General features: G+C 40.5%; 18 protein-coding genes. 10 read left to right on the top strand and 8 right to left on the bottom strand.

The annotated features are described in order from the left end of the window. Window positions 1-10 precede the first annotated feature (10 nt). The 6 genes from ACWPW6_RS03905 to ACWPW6_RS03880 all read left to right on the top strand — a co-directional run bounded on the left by ACWPW6_RS03905 (window position 11) and on the right by ACWPW6_RS03880 (window position 8796). Window positions 11-904, top strand: coding sequence for a GGDEF domain-containing protein (locus tag ACWPW6_RS03905; protein ID WP_249999917.1), 894 nt, complete (start codon window positions 11-13; stop codon window positions 902-904). Between the two features lie 107 nt (window positions 905-1011). Next, a complete protein-coding gene (galU, locus tag ACWPW6_RS03900; RefSeq protein WP_154635623.1) occupies window positions 1012-1902 on the top strand; it encodes a UTP--glucose-1-phosphate uridylyltransferase GalU in 891 nt (296 codons plus the stop codon). Between the two features lie 485 nt (window positions 1903-2387). After that, entirely contained in the window at window positions 2388-3068 is a 681-nt protein-coding gene (locus ACWPW6_RS03895; protein WP_154635622.1) for a LysR family transcriptional regulator, read from the top strand. 545 nt (window positions 3069-3613) lie between these two features. Then, window positions 3614-5176: a 4-hydroxyphenylacetate 3-monooxygenase, oxygenase component gene (hpaB, locus tag ACWPW6_RS03890; protein ID WP_154622657.1), complete on the top strand. Its 1563-nt coding sequence runs from the start codon at window positions 3614-3616 to the stop codon at window positions 5174-5176. A 19-nt stretch (window positions 5177-5195) separates the two neighbouring features. Next, entirely contained in the window at window positions 5196-5714 is a 519-nt protein-coding gene (gene hpaC / locus ACWPW6_RS03885) for a 4-hydroxyphenylacetate 3-monooxygenase, reductase component (protein WP_154622656.1), read from the top strand. Window positions 5715-6120: 406 nt separating this feature from the next. Beyond that, a complete protein-coding gene (locus ACWPW6_RS03880; protein ID WP_154622655.1) occupies window positions 6121-8796 on the top strand; it encodes a TonB-dependent receptor domain-containing protein in 2676 nt (891 codons plus the stop codon). Window positions 8797-8840: 44 nt separating this feature from the next. On the opposite strand, the gene ACWPW6_RS03875 is transcribed toward ACWPW6_RS03880, so the two are convergent. The 8 genes from ACWPW6_RS03875 to ACWPW6_RS03840 all read right to left on the bottom strand — a co-directional run bounded on the left by ACWPW6_RS03875 (window position 8841) and on the right by ACWPW6_RS03840 (window position 17301). Next, window positions 8841-10064 (bottom strand): RhtX/FptX family siderophore transporter, encoded by a 1224-nt coding sequence (locus ACWPW6_RS03875; RefSeq protein WP_249999915.1) that lies wholly within the window; start codon window positions 10062-10064, stop codon window positions 8841-8843. Further along, a complete protein-coding gene (locus ACWPW6_RS03870; RefSeq protein WP_249999913.1) occupies window positions 10042-11472 on the bottom strand; it encodes a PepSY-associated TM helix domain-containing protein in 1431 nt (476 codons plus the stop codon). The genes ACWPW6_RS03875 and ACWPW6_RS03870 overlap by 23 nt, the downstream gene beginning before the upstream one ends. Further along, window positions 11469-11723: a hypothetical protein gene (locus tag ACWPW6_RS03865; protein ID WP_249999911.1), complete on the bottom strand. Its 255-nt coding sequence runs from the start codon at window positions 11721-11723 to the stop codon at window positions 11469-11471. The genes ACWPW6_RS03870 and ACWPW6_RS03865 overlap by 4 nt, the downstream gene beginning before the upstream one ends. Beyond that, on the bottom strand, window positions 11723-13864 hold the full coding sequence (locus ACWPW6_RS03860) for a TonB-dependent siderophore receptor (protein WP_154622651.1): 2142 nt from the start codon (window positions 13862-13864) through the stop codon (window positions 11723-11725). Before ACWPW6_RS03860 ends, ACWPW6_RS03865 begins: the two co-directional genes overlap by 1 nt. A 103-nt stretch (window positions 13865-13967) precedes the next feature. Beyond that, on the bottom strand, window positions 13968-14837 hold the full coding sequence (locus ACWPW6_RS03855) for a helix-turn-helix domain-containing protein (protein WP_154622650.1): 870 nt from the start codon (window positions 14835-14837) through the stop codon (window positions 13968-13970). Between the two features lie 93 nt (window positions 14838-14930). Continuing rightward, the gene (locus ACWPW6_RS03850) at window positions 14931-16151 is read right to left on the bottom strand and encodes a cyanate transporter (RefSeq protein ID WP_249999908.1); all 1221 of its coding nucleotides are present in this window, start codon (window positions 16149-16151) and stop codon (window positions 14931-14933) included. Then, a complete protein-coding gene (locus ACWPW6_RS03845) occupies window positions 16151-16615 on the bottom strand; it encodes a nucleoside deaminase (RefSeq protein WP_154622648.1) in 465 nt (154 codons plus the stop codon). The genes ACWPW6_RS03850 and ACWPW6_RS03845 overlap by 1 nt, the downstream gene beginning before the upstream one ends. Further along, on the bottom strand, window positions 16615-17301 hold the full coding sequence (locus ACWPW6_RS03840; RefSeq protein WP_154622647.1) for an ankyrin repeat domain-containing protein: 687 nt from the start codon (window positions 17299-17301) through the stop codon (window positions 16615-16617). Before ACWPW6_RS03840 ends, ACWPW6_RS03845 begins: the two co-directional genes overlap by 1 nt. Before the next feature lie 85 nt (window positions 17302-17386). Between ACWPW6_RS03840 and ACWPW6_RS03835 the strand changes: the two genes are divergently transcribed. The 4 genes from ACWPW6_RS03835 to ACWPW6_RS03820 all read left to right on the top strand — a co-directional run bounded on the left by ACWPW6_RS03835 (window position 17387) and on the right by ACWPW6_RS03820 (window position 19498). After that, window positions 17387-18238: a LysR substrate-binding domain-containing protein gene (locus ACWPW6_RS03835; RefSeq protein WP_249999906.1), complete on the top strand. Its 852-nt coding sequence runs from the start codon at window positions 17387-17389 to the stop codon at window positions 18236-18238. Window positions 18239-18251: 13 nt separating this feature from the next. After that, entirely contained in the window at window positions 18252-18620 is a 369-nt protein-coding gene (locus tag ACWPW6_RS03830; RefSeq protein WP_249999903.1) for a nuclear transport factor 2 family protein, read from the top strand. A gap of 170 nt (window positions 18621-18790) precedes the next feature. Further along, a complete protein-coding gene (locus ACWPW6_RS03825) occupies window positions 18791-19036 on the top strand; it encodes a hypothetical protein (protein WP_249999902.1) in 246 nt (81 codons plus the stop codon). After that, window positions 19037-19498 (top strand): colicin Z C-terminal domain-related protein, encoded by a 462-nt coding sequence (locus tag ACWPW6_RS03820; RefSeq protein ID WP_249999900.1) that lies wholly within the window; start codon window positions 19037-19039, stop codon window positions 19496-19498. The last annotated feature ends 8 nt before the right edge of the window (window positions 19499-19506 follow it).

The raw sequence follows: 19506 nt of genomic DNA, 5'->3' as shown, positions 1-19506 counted from the left end.
GCTCATCGTTATGTTTGACATTAAAAAAAACCTATTAGTCAAAAACAAAGCTATTCCATTAAATTCAATCACAAATCAAGCAGTCATGATGCTGCTGATTAATAAACATGGAGAAATAGTTTACGCTAGTGAACTTTTTTTAACGCATAACCACTATACCCATGATGAAATCATGGGATATAAAATAAAAATAAAAACGGACCATCTTATATTAGAAAAGAATAATAGTTATGATATTTTCCGTTATAACGACTTTGAAAAGGAACTGTTTTTTATAAACAAAAACAATAAAAAGCTAGTGTTTATCACGAAACTAATAAAAACAAATATAAAGGGAGATAGCCAATTTAGATATTGCATAACATTCGTTGAAGTGACTAGATTAATAGCGAACAACAATAAATTACTTTTCCAAGTTAATCATGATTCTTTAACAAAGGTACTCAATAGATATGGATTTTATAAAAAGGCAAATGAAAAGATAAAATCAATAAAAAATAACATAGAAAGCTTTTACTTAGCAATTATTGATATTGATGGCTTTAAACGTGTAAATGATACGTTAGGTCATCAGTACGGTGATTACTTATTAAAGAAAATGGCCACAAATATTAAAAAACTTTTGCCTAGCGACGCCATTTTAGCTCGGCTTGGTGGGGATGAATTTGCATTAATGATTAATAGTCATCAAAATGCCGATTACATCTTTTTAAACCTAGTTAATCGTATGAATTGCTATTCATACCGTTACTTAGCCATAAAGATATCCAATATAAGTATTAGTATCGGTGTTGCTCAATATCCACTACATGGGTCCCATTTAAAGGTATTATTGAAAAATGCTGATATTGCTTTATATCAAGCCAAAAAACTAGGAGGCAATCAAACAAAAAAATATCTTTAAACCCGCTATCTAATTATTGCTATTAGAAAGCTAAAAAACTGTGCTCGTTGAGAACCATTTCAACCAGAACAAATTATAATAAATATTTTATTTACTAAGGATTATTTATGTTAAAAGCAGTAATACCTGTTGCGGGTTTAGGTACTCGCATGCTGCCTGCAACAAAAGCAATACCTAAAGAGATGTTACCCCTTGTAGATAAACCTATTATACAGTACATAATAAAAGAATGTTATATGGCCGGTATCAATGAAATTATCTTTGTTACTCATTCATCTAAACATTCCATTGAGAATCATTTTGATACTTGTTTTGAGTTGAAATCATTGTTAGAACAAAAAGGAAAGCAGCAATTATTAAATGAAATCGAGGGCATTTGCCCCAAAAGTATAAAGATAATGCATGTGAGACAAGGCTGTTCAAGTGGCTTAGGACATGCAATATTATGCGCAAAGCCATTGATTGGTGATAACGACTTTATCGTTGTATTGCCCGATGTCATTATTAATGAATATGACTGTAATTATGAATCTGATAATTTACCTGAAATGATTGACCGTTTTTACTCAACAGGCAAAAGTCAGATATTAATTGAGCGAGTCAATATAGAGCATGTGGAAAGTTATGGTATTGTCGATTGTCACCGAAACGGTGACGAGAGTGACCGCTTTCATGATATCTCCGCAATTATAGAAAAACCAAAAAAAGATAATGCTCCATCAAATCTCGCTATTGTTGGTCGTTATATTTTAAGTAAACATATTTGGCCATTATTAGAAAAAACACCTATTGGGGTAAGTGGTGAGATCCAGTTAACAGATGCGCTTTCAATGTTACTGAAAACACACGCGATTGAAGGTTATCATATAAAAGGACGTTCTCATGATTGTGGTGACAAAATGGGGTATATGAAAGCATTCTTTGAATATAGTCGACAGCATCAAACTTTTGGTTATCAGTTTCATCGTTGGATAAAAGATCATGTGGAAGTTATCTAGTTATATGAATATATTCATACGATAACTCTTTTATGAATCAACTAAATCCAATCAGCAGTCTGATTTTCAATTTAACGTGCGAGTATAGATATTACTTTCTATTTTTTGATAGTTAATTTAAAAACTATATTTTCATAAAATCAGGATTGGATTTTCATCATAAAAGAATAACTAACTTATTAATAATAGAGTTTATTTTTTCTATTAGTGCAAACTATTGCTAATTATAAGAGATATGTTTTGTTACTAGATAAATAAGCACGCCAATGAGTGAAAATCTTGTTTATTATAAAGTAAATAGACTAGCTTGAGATTTCATAATGAATAAGTTCAGTTATCAGTTAAGTCAACAATAATTCATAAAAGTGGTTATCTCATTGTGTCGTTAAGTTAACAACTTTTCATTTAATGTTATTAATGGACTATTTTAAAAATTCATAAAATAACAAATCATATTTTATTTTAAATGACAGCAGAGGCAAAAAATGAACATTAGAGATCTTGAATATTTAGATGCATTAGGAAAGTTTCTTAACTTTAAAAAGGCCGCACAATACTGCAATGTTGCTCAACCAACACTAAGTATTCAAATCGGAAAGCTTGAACATTATCTAGGGTGTTTTTTATTAGAAAGAACAACACGTCGAGTTAATTTCACACCATTAGGACTACAAATTTTAGAGCACAGTAAAATTATTTTAAAAGAAATAGAGGAAATTAAAAAAATCGCTCAACAATCAACAAACAATAATGTAAAAATATTCCATGTTGGTATTTCTGATTCATTACCAGAGTATTTTATTTCTTATATTACCGAGGCCGTCTTAAGTAGTGATCCTAGCATCAACTTAAACTTAACTATTGATAAATCTGAAGTACTTTTTTCACAATTGGAATCTATGTCTTTAAATTTACTGATTGTTTCATCAACAAAATGCCCTGATAACTTTATCTCAGCTTCATTGATTAATTTTCCCGTGAGCCATCAAATGGCAATTCTTAAAGCAAATAATGAACAGCCAACAAGCATTCTAGGCTCATACTCGGAAATCAAATCTAAAATTTGTTTTAGAAATGGAGATAAAAATATGGATAATTACTTACACATTGGCAACTTAATCAATGAATCTATAGACGCTTTATCGAAAAAGAATCATATCGCCTAACCCCTTTTATTTAAAAGAAGCGTACTTAATATCGAACATGACATTTCGATATTAAGTACGCTTTAACTGAAAATATTCGAATAATTTTTAACCACACATTAGCAACTTTTTGTTAACCTATTTCGTTATTCTCACTTACCCACTATTCAACAAACAAGCCTATTTGAAATATAGGAAAAGTACTTTTATATCTATTTTATGGGATAAAAGGGAACCTAAGTAGTATAAAATTTTATCAAAAATTAATGTAATTTTTAAATTTATTAAACAATTAATGAATTTTAACTACATGAATATAAAGATAATTATAAAAATAAAGCTTATTTCATTAAGATAAAAAACACTACAATGATCACATTATTATCATAAATCTTCAGTTTCAACGAAAAGTACCAGTGATTCTTTCTAAAATCTCTTTCCTATCTTCAAAGAACAGGCTTCAATTAAGAAACACAAAATAAACATAAAATTAACATAACTTAGATGCCAGCGAACCTATGTACCCAATTATACGCCGGCGCTCTTTGTGAGATAACGAGGTAGACATGAAACCAGAAGATTTTCGCTCAGATGCCAAACGTCCATTCACTGGCCAAGAATACCTAAAAAGCCTGCAAGATGGCCGCGAGATTTATATTTATGGTGAGCGTGTAAAAGATGTCACCACTCATCCTGCATTTCGTAATTCAGCCGCTTCGATAGGACAGTTATATGATGCACTCCATGATAAAGCAACTCATGACCAGCTTTGCTGGGGAACCGACACCGGAAACGGCGGCTATACCCACAAATTCTTCCGCTTCGCCAAAAGTGCCGATGAATTACGCCAACAACGCGATGCAATTGCCGATTGGTCACGCCAAAGCTATGGATGGATGGGACGCACTCCAGACTATAAGGCGGCATTCGCCAGTTGTTTAGGCGCTAACCCTGAGTATTACGGCCAATTTGCTGACAATGCGCGTCATTGGTACAAACGTATTCAAGAAAGTGGGCTGTATTTTAACCATGCGATCGTAAATCCACCTATCGACCGCCATAAACCCGCCGATGAAGTAAAAGATGTCTACATCAAACTGGAAAAAGAAACTGATGCAGGTATCATCGTCAGCGGCGCAAAAGTGGTCGCGACCAACTCGGCTTTGACTCACTATAACTTCATCGGTTTTGGTTCCGCACAAGTTATGGGAGATAACCCTGATTTTGCATTGATGTTTGTCGCGCCAATGGATGCCGATGGAGTGAAACTCATTTCACGCGCATCCTATGAATTAGTTGCAGGTGCAACAGGCGCACCTTTTGACTACCCATTATCAAGTCGTTTTGATGAAAATGATGCGATATTAGTGATGGATCATGTTCTGATCCCTTGGGAAAACGTCTTAATTTATCGTGATTTCGATCGTGCACGTAATTGGGCTGTACAAGGTGGTTTTGCACGTTTATTCCCATTACAAGCTTGTGTACGTTTAGCTGTCAAACTAGATTTTATCACTGGTTTATTACAAAAAAGCCTTGAATGTACAGGCGTTATCGATTTCCGAGGCGTACAAGCAGACTTAGGTGAAGTGGTTGCATGGCGTAATTTATTCTGGTCACTGACCGATGCAATGACTTCAGAAGCAAAAGCGTGGGAAGGCGGTGCATATTTACCAGATACTCAAGCGATTCAAACGTATCGAGTAATGGCACCAATGGCCTATACAAAAATTAAGAATATCATCGAAAGTAACGTAACGAGTGGTTTGATATATCTACCTTCTAGCGTGAAAGACATGAACAATCCAGAAATTGATAAGTATCTGGCAAAATATGTGCGTGGCTCTAACGGCATGGATCATGTAGAACGTATCAAGATCTTAAAACTCATGTGGGATGCGATTGGTAGTGAGTTCGGTGGACGTCATGAACTGTACGAAATTAACTATGCAGGTAGCCAAGACGAAATTCGTCTGCAATGTCTACGACATGCATATGGTTCAGGTAACATGAAGGCAATGACCGATATGGTTGACCGCTGTCTGTCTGATTACGATCAGCATGGCTGGAAACGCCCACATTTACATAACAACAATGATATTAATCAGTTAGATTCGCTGCTGAAGTAATCGGCAGCAGGAGGTCAATATGTCTTTAGAAAATGAACATCGCCTACGTTTCAGAGATGCGATGGCAAGTCTTGGTGCAGCCGTTAACATTGTCACCACGGATGGTACTGCCGGTTGTTGCGGTATTACGGCAACAGCAGTCTGTTCCGTCACAGACACGCCACCCACTTTGATGGTATGCGTTAACCGCAACAGTGCTATGAATGCGGTCTTTCAAGAAAATGGCCGCCTGTGTGTCAACGTGCTTAACCATGAACAAGAAGAAATGGCTTGCCACTTCGCTGGAATGAAAGGCTCGACGATGGAAGAGCGTTTTGCTTGGAGTGTCTGGGATAGAGGTATTTTGCAGCAACCACTCTTGAAAGATGCTCTAGCGAATCTAGAAGGCGAAATTACCCAAGTACAAGATATTGGTACGCATTCTGTTTACTTGGTTGAGATAAAGCAGATTATTGTAAGAGAAGAAGGTCATGGATTAATTTACTTCAAACGTAAATTCCACCCTGTTATGCACCAAGTACTAGCAGTCACTGCATAACCTTTATTACAATAATGAATCAACGAGGCACCGTATAGCACGGTGCCTTTTTTATATGATTCACATTCCCCCCTCCCTCGCCTCTGCCTTACGCATTTAACCATACCTATGCGAGTTCCTTACCTCTGAATTAATGCTGTCACCCCTCTATCGGTCGGGGATACACGCTAATTCGCAATCAATTCGTCCATTATTCATTGTGCCTAGCTATATTTTTAATATCCCAACAAAAATTATGTAATTATATCGCCTGCCTAAATGTAAATTACCTATGTTTATAATTTTTTATAATCAATATGTTAGTACAAACTCGCCTTTTAATGTTAATGATTAGTTAATTAATTGAATGATAATAATAATTATTATTTACAATCGTATTACCAATTAACTTTAAATAATACTCGTCATGAATAAACATTCCATGAGGCCTGTTTCTCGGCTTCTTAAATTAATTATTGGTGTTAGTCCGTTTATGGCAAGCGGAATGATGGTTGCTTACGCTGAAACCCAAGTCTCAACTCAAGACATAACGCAATTAGGCCCACTAAAAGTTTCAGCAAAATCACAAAAAGAGTTGGATGCCGAGTTCCCTTATTTACAGCTCGGCTCTTCCTCTTATATCGATGGAAAAACAGTTGAAAGATTTCGAGGGAATTCCTCCGCTGATTTCTTACGTGGCGTCAGTGGGGTGCATCTAGGTGATATTCGTAACGGTGGCGCCCTTGATGTTAATATTCGGGGTCTACAAGGTCAAAGCCGCGTGCCTATTATTGTTGATGGAACACAACAATCAATCGATGTTTATCGAGGCTATGCGGGTGTACAGCAGCGGAGTTATTTAGACCCCGATTTGATTAGTCAAGTTAGCATCGACAAAGGCCCTACGCTTGCCACTGATGGGGCTGGCGCTATTGGTGGAGCAGTGCGTGTAACCACACTACAACCCGCTGACGTGATCCCTAAAGGCGAAACGTTTGGTGTTCGTTTAAGAGGTGGGATGGCAAATAATACCGTTTCAGAACGCTCAGGGTTTTATACAAAAATCAAAGATAGCGACGATGCAAATCAATGGCCGAATATGAACAGTCGATTCGGCAGTGTAGCGATGGCAACTGACCAAGATCGCTACCAACTCCTTGCAGCTTACGCTTATCGTAAACAGGGTAACTACTTTGCTGGTAAGCATGGTGCTGATCGCTACGAAAAAGCACATTATTCGACAACTGGCGGCACAGGAATGACGACAGCCGCAGTGATCGAAGCGTTTCCTGCTGGTAAAGAGGTACTTGATACACATAGCCGAAGTGAGTCTTGGCTGCTCAAAGGGATGGGGGAGCTAACTGAAAATCAAAAACTGGAGCTGATTTATCGCCGTTATGACGCAAGTTGGGGGGAAATTATGCCTTCAATGATTATGGCCCCGAACAGCAAAGGTGAATCAACACAGTTTGTTCCTAGTAAAATAACCATTGATGCTTTATCGGCAAAACACAATTTTAACCCTGATAATGACTGGCTCAACCTCACATCGGAGTTTTGGTATACGCGCTCAGTGAGCCGTATGTACAATGCCAACATCGGTAATGTTCCTGTGTTTGATTTATCAACAGAACAGCTACCTGATCCACAAAATGAAGAGTACAAACAAGGCTTATTATCGGATATTCGAGCTGATCGCTATGGCGTTAACTTAACCAATCGCTCTACGTTTGAAAGCCGTTTTGGTGAATTTAATTTAACCCTTGGCGGTTCTTTTCAACATGAAGATACAGGACCTAACTCCCCTATTTTAAAAGAAAATTTGCAGAAAAACCGTTTCTTACGTAGCGGCGTTCGCAAAGAGTACAGTCTTTCCAGTTCGTTGGAATATAAACCCGTAAACTGGCTAACACTTCAAGTTGGTGGTCGCTATACCGAATATAATGTGCGAGATAGAAATAGTACCGCTTACGCGGCAAAATCACGTACTCAAGAATATACGTTTGCCCGCCTGAAAAAGAATGGGGAATTTTTCCAAAAATGGCCCGAAAGTTGGTATATGGAATGGTGGCCTGATGAACAAGGTCATTACACCTTGGACTCATTAAAAAATACACCTTATGCCAATAGTACCCTAGGCGATAAATATGATTTCGATGACTTTGAGCGCGATCCTCGTCCACCAGAGCAAGCTATCTTGAAAAAAGAAGTCACAACCGAATACGCTTATACCAAACCAATGGAACGTCATGGACGCGACTTTAGCCCACAAGTCGGTATTGCATTTCATTTAGATGACACTAGCCAGTTATATGTGAAATATAGCGAGGCCGTTAAAAACCCAAGTATTTTTGAATCAACTCTTGGCAATTGGACTTCTGTTCCTGCGGCTGATTTAAAACCCGAAAAAAATAAAGTTTTGGAGATCGGGGCTTCCACCGTCCAACATTCAATGCTAACAAGTGATGATAAGATGGCCGCGAAAGTTGCTTGGTTTAAAAGTGATTTGCACAATATGATCACGCGTGGTTACCATCCAAATAATTCATCATGGCTTATTGAAAACGTCGACCTGTATAAAACTTCAGGGATCGAATATCACCTCTCTTACGATCAGGGTCGCTTCTATGCGGATGTCTCTGGAAACTACTACTTAGAAGCAAAGACTTGTGACGCCACAACCGCGAGTCGTATTCGTGGTTATGCCTATGGTGACCCAAATACACCTAATTGCGTCAATGGTGGCTTTGGCACTTCATTAGTTAATTTGACTAATCCCCCCAAATACACGATTAACACGACACTTGGCGTAAGATTATTAGAGGAGCGTAACTTAGATATTGGCGTGCGCCGTATTTATAATAGTGGACCAACGCATAAATTGAACCAGAATTGGCATACAGTGGGTATGACAGGAACACAATTAATTTATTTGTCGACAGTCACCTACGATGCCTATGCGAACTATCAGTTTAATCCAAATGCAGATATTAATTTAACGGTAACTAACTTAACCAACGAATATTATGTTGATCCAATGGCATTGAGTTTAATGCCTGCTCCTGGACGAACCTTCACGGTGGATTTTACTTATCGATTTTAATGTCCCTCTCCTGCCTTTATAGGCAGGAGAGTTTTAAGCCTGACTTAAGCGGCTTCTTCTGTTTTCAATCGTTGCATATAACGGTAATGTGAAAAGGTAACCAGCAATGCGACAAAAGCGATACCAGCCCCCAACATAAAGCCGCCTGAATACCCTATTGCAGCGGTCAATCCCACGAGCATCATTGAACTCGCTAATTCACCAATATCACGAGTGCTTTGCACTGCGGTCATATCTGTGCCTGCTTGATGGTAACGTGATGCAAACTGCATGCCTGCGGTCATGATAGCAACAGAGGTAATACCTGCTGACAAGGAACCAAGAACGATACATGTCGCCACTAACCCCATCATCACACCATTCACTGATTGCACCATCCAAAGTAAAGAGGATAGCAGTGCAAACAGTAAACCGAATGAAAAGGCCCGCCAAACACCTATCTTACCAATCAGCCATGCGCCACCGCCGCATCCTAATATCAAGGTTACCATTCCACCAGCCATCCCCATTTTGCCGATCTTCGCTAAAGACCAGCCTGCATCATTGAGGAATAGTTTAGCCAATCCAAACCCTGAAACAGCAGTGACAGCGGATAACAGTGTTAATAATAATAATCGAGGAGCACCACGCCGTTTAAAGGTGTTTAACAGACTTGCTTTTTCAGCGACAACGCTTGTCTGTGTTTTTTTCAGTGGGCATACCGCAATAAACAATAAGCTCAATAATGGTACGCACGCCAAAATTGCCAATGACATATGTTGGCCTAAAGAGTCGCTCATCATCATCAAGCCTGCGCCGCCAATAAAAAAGCCAGCCATCACCCCCGCTATCTGTATCGCATTAATTTTAGATAGCATTGCGCTATTGACTTGCTCTGCCGCCATTCCATCTGTGGCAATATCTTGGGTTGCACTCGCTAAAGAGGAAAGACAAAGTAATGCTACACACGCGATAGCATTTTCCACAGAAAACCCAATCACACTGAGTGAAAACATGCTCACAGTGACCACCACTTGCATTGGAATGATCCAACTTTTACGACGTCCTAATGTCTTTCCCCAATGGTTATCAACAAAAGGTGCCCAGAGGAATTTAATCACCCAAGGTAGTCCAACTAAGGGTAAAAAAGCTAATACACTCAGTTCACTGCCATCATGGCGTAAAAATGTCGGCAACGCATCCATTGCAACGCCCATTGGAATGCCTTGTGCAAGATATAATAACCCTAAGGTCACGACTAACTGTTTATTCTGTAATAGATCTTTCATATCCACTCCGATCACTTTTTTGTGGTGCGGACAATTTCGCAACACATACAAGTGCTAATAACAAAAATACGCCACAAAACAGCAAGATAAAATTAATTCGAGTCAAGTAGGCCGGCTGTTGCCATAGGGAACAAGCTAACGCGATGAAAAATAGCAAAGCAGATAATGAGGCAATCAGAATCAACATCTGGCGTCTATGCTTAACCACCATACACATGACCCAAATGGCGCCCCAAAATAGAAAAAATACACGCATTGGCAATGCGAATGACAAGGACATCACGACAAGTAATCCGCTCGTTGACAACAACAATCCGCCACAACATCCCACTATTACCCCTGAAATAGGTGAATCTGAGTGCCGCCAGCACCACATTGCCAACCCACTTGCGACCAATACACAGCCGCTAAAGCCAGCAATAAAATGTAAAACGCTCAACACCATGCCGAGTTTCGGTAGCCATTGATATTGACCATAATGCAGTGGCTGGATACTGATAAAAGCACGAGTCCAAAATGCCTGCTCAGAAGAGTCTCGAATGCCCGTTAGCTGCCCTTTATGCAAATCGAAACGGTATTGTTCAAAATTCGCACTACTGGGTTGCCCTGCCCGCACGCCCCCCACAATCAACACGTTATCGCGGCGCATTAATATTTGAGGTGTGAATGATGGATAGGATTGTTCAAGCAATGTGAGAACTTGCTCGGGTTGGTAGCGGCCTTGTGTAGGCGGCTGGCTGGCTATCTCTCGAAAATCCCCCATCAATTGTTGCATCACTAATTGAGGATGATCAGGATTGACACTGCTTGCCAGCCCAACGGTACCTAAAGCGCCTACCCCTGATAATGCTCCCGTGACAGCAAACAGAATTAGCCATGGGTAACACCATAACCCCAACCCATTATGGAGATCATGGATCAATAAACGTAAATTTCGCCGACGAGGTATCTGCATCATGGAAGCTAGCTTACGTCGGTTAATAATAAAGCCACTGATTAAGAGTACTGCTAGTGCAAAACCAAATAGGCTGATAAAAATGCGTCCGGGGAAATCCATAAAGAGGCTCTTATGCAAAGTTACCAACCACATTGCGGGTGTATTTTGCACTAAAGGCTGGCCAGATATTGCGCTATAGCTGTTATCACATTGCCCTATTCCAAGGCAAAACGTGATCGTCGGATTAGCAGGTTGAGGTAGCTGCACTAATGTTGAGTCAGGCTGTCGTGCTAATAATTGCGATAATGGTAAGTGCTCGCCCGAAAGCGGGGCTTTATTCCACCAAAGACGCAAGGCGTCGCTGCCTAAGCTCCAAGTACCACTCAACATGATCACAAATAAAAAAACACCTAAAAATGCCCCCGCACTACGATGCAAATTAGACATCCGGCGTATAAGAGGTACCGTCATAATCCCCCCTGCCAAAACAGTATTAACAATGGAATTGGCCACCATCCATAACTGCGCAACAACATTTGCTGCCACCCTTGGGCCGTTAAACTGTAGACAAACATGCCTATAGTGACAAAAACCGAAAGGAAAACAGCACCATAAAGGCGGTTTAATGGATCAACGGAAGGGTATAGCTGGGCTAATGATAGGGAGAGCACGACTCCCCCAATCAAAGTACCAATGACTGCGATGACACTGACTAATTTCATTAAAAATCAGCCTTTACCGTCAACATCACATTGCGAGGGTCGCCATAACGGTTATTCCATTGCGGTGAGAACAACCCGGAATAGTAGCGACGATCAAATATGTTATTTAGGTTAACGGCTGCTGTCCACGTTTCATCAATTTGATAACCTAAACGTGCATTAAACAGCGCATAGCCCCCTTGGCGTAAGGTGACATTGCCGTTGGTCGTGCTATAGGCACTTTGTGCTTGCATACCACCACCAACGCTCCATTTACGCTCATCCCAAGGAAGGTCATAATTTGTCCAAACCCGTAGCATATGACGTGGGGTTAAGGTGTTATAAGCATTCCCTTTATTTTGGCTATCATCACGATACTTGGTATCAGTGTAAGTATAACCAACAGAGACATCCCAAAATGGGGTAATGTAGCCAACACCTTCTAATTCAAAACCCTGACTACGAACCTTTCCACCGCTGATAAAGTAGTTATCGAAACCACCAGTTGGATGATCCGGATCTATTTGAGGGTTATTTTTAATATCTATTTGATACACCGCACCAGATAAGTTTACGCTGCCATTAAGCAACCCCGCCTTAATCCCTGTTTCCAACGTTTGCCCTTCCACAGGCTTAAGCATTTTGCCACTCCACGTTTTCGCCGTTTGTGGCTGATACACGGTTGAATAGCTGCTATACCAAGACCAATCTTTTGCAAAATCCCAAATCACACCACCGTATGGCGTGATACGGCCATTTTCCGTGAATTTAGCGCTTGGTGATTTCAGTTCCCACCAACTATCACGCGCACCAATAATCACCGTTACAGGCTCCACAACCTTAATTCTGCCCATCCCATATACGCCTTTTTGGGTCGTCTTGGTTGCTCCGGGTGAACTGTATTGGCCTATTTTAGGCTTAGGCACACTATGGGGATCCCAACGATAAACATTCACCGGAACATTCAGTGCAGGGTCAAACTCAGCGCTATACTGTTTTTCACTCGCATGAGAATAATTCACGCCCATGATCACATCATGTTTTTGCCCCCAACCTTCAACCTTGCCATTTAAGCTTGTATCTAGGCTGATTTGTTCGTTGCGGAATTTATACGCGCCTCCCATTAGCATGGCTCCATCCCCTGTTTCAGGGTCGATATTTCCCCATGCCCCCGCATAAATAAGCCTTGCATTAACGTGCTGATATTCGGTATTGAGCTTATACTGCCAATCATCGTTGATTTGGTGTTCAATGGCGGCAAAAGTACGGGTGGTATCCCATTTAAAACGATCCCAATCCACATCAAGATAGGTTTTACGAGGTAGATGTAAATCGCTACCATCTTTCCCCATCGGCACACCTGCCATATTGGTTACTGAATCGATTGTTTGATATTGTGCTCCTACCCGCAGCAACGTGTCCGGCGTTAGGTCGGCATCAACAGTGGCATACATTAAACGCGTCTTCTGATCGGAAACATCATAGAAGAAATCTTTATCTTCCCATGCCATAACAAAGCGTCCGCGAACACTCCCCGACTCATTAAGCAAGCCACCTACATCGGCCTCACCCCGATAACGATTCCAACTCCCGGCCGTTAAACTGAGTTTTGCCATGTCCTCTTTTGGCGCATGCTTACGTACCATATTGACTGTCGCAGCAGGGTTGCCCATACCGTGAAGCAACCCATTGGAGCCACGTAAAATCTCAACACGCTCATAGACCGCCATATCCTGTGGAGAGCTGGCCATATTACCGAGCAATGCCGGAACACCATCAATTTCAAAAGAGTCAATCTGGAAGCCGCGCACATAATAAGCGGTAGTCAACTTCACATAAGGGGCACTTGTTACCCCTGTCGCCCTTTGCATAACGTCATCAAGCGTTTGTAAGTTTTGTTTTTCGATTTGTTCACGATCAATCACACTGACCGATTGCGCCACTTCTCTTGGCTTTAAGGCTATTTTTCCTAATGTAGTGACACCCGGCTCAACATAGTCATCATCAACACTCGATAGGGTAGTGACTTGCATAACATCATGTTTAGATTGAGAGCTTTCTTCTGCCCCGACTGAAAAGGCCCACGGTGCAGTTGCCAAAAACAATGCACAGGGCGCTAATTTGAGCCCTGATAAGCGCTGAGAGTGATGAACAGACAACATTTTCTACCCTAAAAAAGTTAAATGATAATTGTTATCAATTTAGCAATTTATGGGATTGGTTACTTTCGAATGCCGGATTTTGTCTATCGCTATCCGGCAACAACTAACGTTTTTTGAGTTGATTTGGCGAGAGACCAAAACGCTTACGAAATGCAACAGAGAAATGGGCTGGGGTATAACCAACCTGATAGGCGATGGTCGAAATGTTGGCGTCATGCACCGTTAACAATTGATACGCGGTATCTAAACGATACTCCTGTAACCAACCATAAATACTATTACCAAATAACTGGCGGAAGCCTTGGGTCAACTTACGCGTATTCATGCCAACACGCTTAGCTAATACATCCAAACTTGGAGGGGATTCTAACTCTTGCATCAAAATAGCTTTTGCCATGTGTAGATTATCAATCTCACGTTGGCGTAATTTTGGGGCTGTTTGTACTGGTTCATGTAAAAAATGATGTAAACACAGTGCAGTAATTTCAGTTACCTTGGCACCTAAATAAAGTTGGTGTAACGAAGGATGGGTTGGACAAGTAAATAGCTGCTGCGTCATCGCTAATACACTCGCAGGGATCGCGAAATGGCGTAGTTGAGCTTTATGAGAGGGATAGCAGCTATCAGGCAAAACTAATTGATGCTGTTCAAGCCACTCAGGTGAAATATCAATCATTGTATACTTCATTGGTTGGCAGGCGCGAAACAGGTTGCATAACTGATAGCTTTTCTGGCTGCCAGAGAGTATCAATGAGGGTGAATTCACTTCGACATTATGTCCAGAGCTGCTACGACAACCCATTGCGCCTTGATGTATGGCCACTAACTTCAGGCCTGCCTGTTGTTCTTCATCAATCCCAAGATCATGCGGGATCACAAACTCACCACGACTGATCCTGATAAAAGCACCAATCGAGTAATCTTCACGATGGGAATGAGCTTGATTAAGTTTGTCTTCAGAACACTGCTGCATGATCTTTTTCGAAACAAAGGCTATGTGCCTGCTATCTTGTCAAAGAAACAAGAAAATAACAATCATTATCATTTGCAATTCGTGCATTAAACTCTATTTAATACTGAATAGCTTAGCGTAATGTTTTGGATTAAGACGCAAAAAAAGAAATAATGTTATTAATATCATTAAGATATGTGCGCCCCATACCCAAGCGAAACTTTGGCTGATTTCATGTAGCCATGCGGCAAAGAAAGGACCAAAGGCCGCAATAATAAATCCACCAGCTTGCATCAGAGAGGTTAACGCGCCAGCACTTGCGGGATGAGGCAAATGATCAAGAGACGTAATAATACTTAGTGCAAAACACCCACCCAGCCCTATACCGATTAAACAAACCCATAAAAAAGGCACTGAATGAGGAAATACCACTAAACCAGCAAAACCAATTGCTTGGCTACATAGCGTTACCACCAACCAAAATCGACGATCAATATTATGGGAAGCTAAAACAGGGATTAACAAAGCCGATAATGCTTGAAATACACTCAATAAAGCGACAAGTGAACCACTTTTTGCACTACTCATACCTTGTTCAATAAAAAAGGGGGCTAACCATGTTACGACTGAACCATATCCCGCATTAACAAGACCAAAGCCAACCATAAGCAACCATGCTCTTGGTTTTGTTAAAAACTGCAAAACTGCCCCTTTTCCAGCATGTTGATGAGAAGCTGAAGAGCGTATATTGGCAATAATGGCGAATAAAGCAAATAAAGCGGGTAATGCCATCCACGCTAAAGCGGCTTGCCAATGACCAGACTCATGAGTGCAAGATGGTATCGCTTCATAACATGAGAAATTAGCAATAAGGGGCGTTAATTGTGCACCTATTGCTCCCCCTGCCATCAACATCGCCGAATAAAGCCCTGTCATTGCGGCCATTTTTTGTGGAAAACGTAATTTAATTAATCCAGGAAAAACGGCTTGAATATAAGCGGCTCCGACACCACAAATAAAAGCCGTTATGAGCAATTGCCCACTGTCAGCAACAAATAAGCGGCATAAGGAACCGATGAACAACAATAACATTGCCAGACTAATACCTAAGCGCTCTCCCAGCCTTTGGTTAAGCGCAGGAACAATTAAGGCTCCTATTCCCATTAATAGCATAGGCAATAAGGTGAGTAATGAAATACCTTGATAAGTCATCCCCGTCGTTTGCATAATGCCATCAATCAGTGGGCCGGGGCCGGTCATAAACGGCCTTAAATTAATCCCGACCAATACGATTGTCAGTACTAAACCCAGCGATGCTGTTTGACGTTCACTCATTAATGTTGTTGTTCCCGCCAAAAAGTATAAAGTGCTGATTGCGTTTCATTTTCTGGCTTTAATTGTACAAAAGTCAGTCCGCTTTGCTGTTGTGGCTCCACTCTAAGTGCCTGTGCAATTGCTTCTGTTGATAAGCCAAATGGCTCTGCATCTTGATTTGAATAAGCGTAAATAATTCGTGAAATCCCTGCCATACGCATTGCCGCTAAACACATTGGGCATGGTTGTCCGCTCGCATAGACCACACAATCCTCTAATCGAGTGCGCTGAAGGATCTCCCCTGCTTGTCTTAAAGCCATTAGCTCTGCATGCGCTGTGGGATCACACAATTCAAGCATCTGATTAACCCCTGTTGCAATGACTTTACCATCACAAACAATCACGGCTCCGAAGGGACGGCCGCCCGTTTTAACATTTTCTTTAGCCAGTGAAATTGCTTGTCGCAAAAACTGTTTATCTAACATTACTTAGCTCCTGAATTTTCAAGAATTTCAACTAGATTGTCATAACCCTTTTGCTTGGCCAACGCTAACGGAGATTTTCCTGAAGCGTCCGCTAAATTGACATCGGCGCCACCCTTGATCAATTGAGTCACAATAGCCGCATATTTTTCACTACCATCACCCAGTATGATTGCCTCTATCAGAGCCGTCCAGCCTAATCTGTTTACATGATTAACGTCGACTCCCGCATCAATTAAAGTTTGTACCGTTTTTACATGCCCGCGCTCTGCGGCAGGAATTAATGCTGTTCCACCATAGCGGTTAGTGCTTTTCAAATCCGCGCCATGGGCTAGGGTCATTTCTAAAATTTCCTGTAATCCCCTAGCCCCTGCATATAAATAAGGGGAATCTTGTATTGCATCGCGTGCATTCACATTGGCACCTTGTTCAATTAAAAATTGAGCCACCTCGATTTGATTAGCATGTGTTGCCGCCATTAAGGGAGTACGCAAACGTAAGTCTCGTTGCTCAATATCTGCTCCTTGTTGAATAGCTTGGGTAACCGCCGGCAAATCCCCTTTTTCAGCCAAAGCGACTAGAGATGATGAATTTGCCTGTGCAAATGATTTAACAATAAATATCAATGATATACTAAGAATAACTAACATATAGCCTAGCCATTTGGCTGGCAAAAATAGTGTTTTCATTGTACCCCTCCTCTGCAATCTATTTAATCTACTGAAAATATATGCTATTTAAAAATTAAATATTCAAATGCTAGGTATCTATAAAATGAATACGTTATTAAATTTGGTCTTACTTAAAACTTTTATTGCGGTGGCAGAGACCGGCAGCTTCACTGTCGCTTCACAACATTTAAACTCGACTCAATCCACTCTGAGCCAACAGATCCAGCGCTTAGAAGTCTTAGTGGGCCAGCCTTTATTGATACGCGCCCATCGAATGCTCACATTAACTGAAACAGGTGAAATCCTGTTCAGTTATGCCAAAAAAATTATCGCACTCAATGATATGTTTTTTATGAAAATTACGGGCAATGCGGTGATCCAAACGTTACGTCTTGGTTTCCCTGAAGATTTTGCTTCTGGGCAAGTTACACCAACCCTTGCGACGTTTATGCGTGACCACCCGAACATTCGTTTAGAGGTTACCAGTGGTTTAAGCCGCCAACTTCATCAACGATACCAGCAAGGTGAACTCGATTTAATTATCGTGAAGCAACGAAAAGGTGAATTTAAGAGCCATTATCGTTGGCCAGAACCTCTATGTTGGCTAACAAGCGCTAATAATCAACATGTTAATGCCGATTCTTTGCCTTTGATTGTTTTCCCTGAAAATGGCTTGTATCGTAACGATATGTTCCGCTTACTGGATATTGAACAGCGCCCTTGGCATATTACCTATACTTGCACAAGCCTTGCTGGTATTCAAAGCGCCATTACCGATGGCCTTGGCATCAGTTTATTACCACTGCGAGCTAAGCTACCACAGCATCGTATACTGACTGCACAAGAAGGCTTTCCAGATGCAGAGGAGATGGAAATTGCTCTGCATGTCCATGGCAATTCAGAAGTGGTTTTCACGCTAGCTGAACGCCTAGCACGACAATTTGAACAACTTTGATAAAGAACATGATATGCAGAAACTCTTTGATCACCTAATCACACTAGAAAAAAAGCTACACCATTATTCAAATAGAGATAATTTAGAATTTCTTGAAAATATTCTGCACCCAGCGTTTTTAGAATTTTGCCGCTCTGGTGTGAGCGCCGATAAAACAGAGACACTTTTAGCCCTCACTCAAGCTAATAATTTATTGGAAATTCACTCCGAAAATTTCCAATGTGCACAGATAGATGCGAATACAGTGCTCATCACCTATTTAAGTTTTCAACTTAATAATGGGATACGTATTAAACAAACACTACGCTCATCGATTTGGAGCAAAAATCAGCACAACCAATGGCAGCTCCGTTTCCACCAAGGAACACCACGTTCGTTATAAATGCTTTTTTGCTGCATCGTAAACGTCATTACGATTACGCTTTCCTATGACATATAAACAAATTTCGTTTATTTACTCTATGCAATTTCATGGCTACTATTTTATTTGTTTATTAAAAATAATATCTAATAAATTTAAATAGTTAATGGAATAAATAAAAGGAATTTCAAATGAAAAGACACCCTATTCGACCTAGCTACGCCCCCTATAATTGTAATAGTGGTATACCTCATATACCTGATACACACTGGGATCCACATTCAAAAGCATGGGAGTTCAATGATGTACAAGTTAATCATGACTTCATCCCAGCAAGCTGGCCGCCTGAAGTCAAGGATGCATTAAAGAACAATGTTTATCTTGTTTGTGGTGAAAAGAACTGTCCGTATCTTAAAGAGAAAAATTTTCAAGAATGAATGAAAGCGATCAATAGTGGTGATAAGACGGGTGCTTTAAAAATTTACAGTCAAAGATTTGCGCAATTCAGGAATATGAAAAAAAGCATGATTATGGCGAGTTTAGATAGAGCCAGAGTCGCAAGGGAAAGACAAGGTCCATGTGGTTATTCAGGGCCTATACAGTCAACAGGTATTATTGCAATGCCAGGGATATGGAGTGCGTGGAAAGATCTCCTCACAAGTATGCCAAATGAAATTACCAATACTCCCCATTCGTATACCGTTAATTTTAATAATTCATCAAACTTAGAGTCATCATTTGATGTGGAGATTAAATATCCAATATCTAGTGGAATGAAAACGGTTAATACAGTGGGACCAGGAACTTATCTTATTGAAGCTACTGGTGGTGGAACTGCAAGTATACGCATAAAATCACATTCAGTACCTATCACGGTCAGTATAAGCTTCCCTAAATAATTTATTAT

The organism is Providencia sp. Marseille-Q8014 (assembly GCF_965112055.1).
This window is presented reverse-complemented; position numbering and strand designations above follow the sequence as displayed.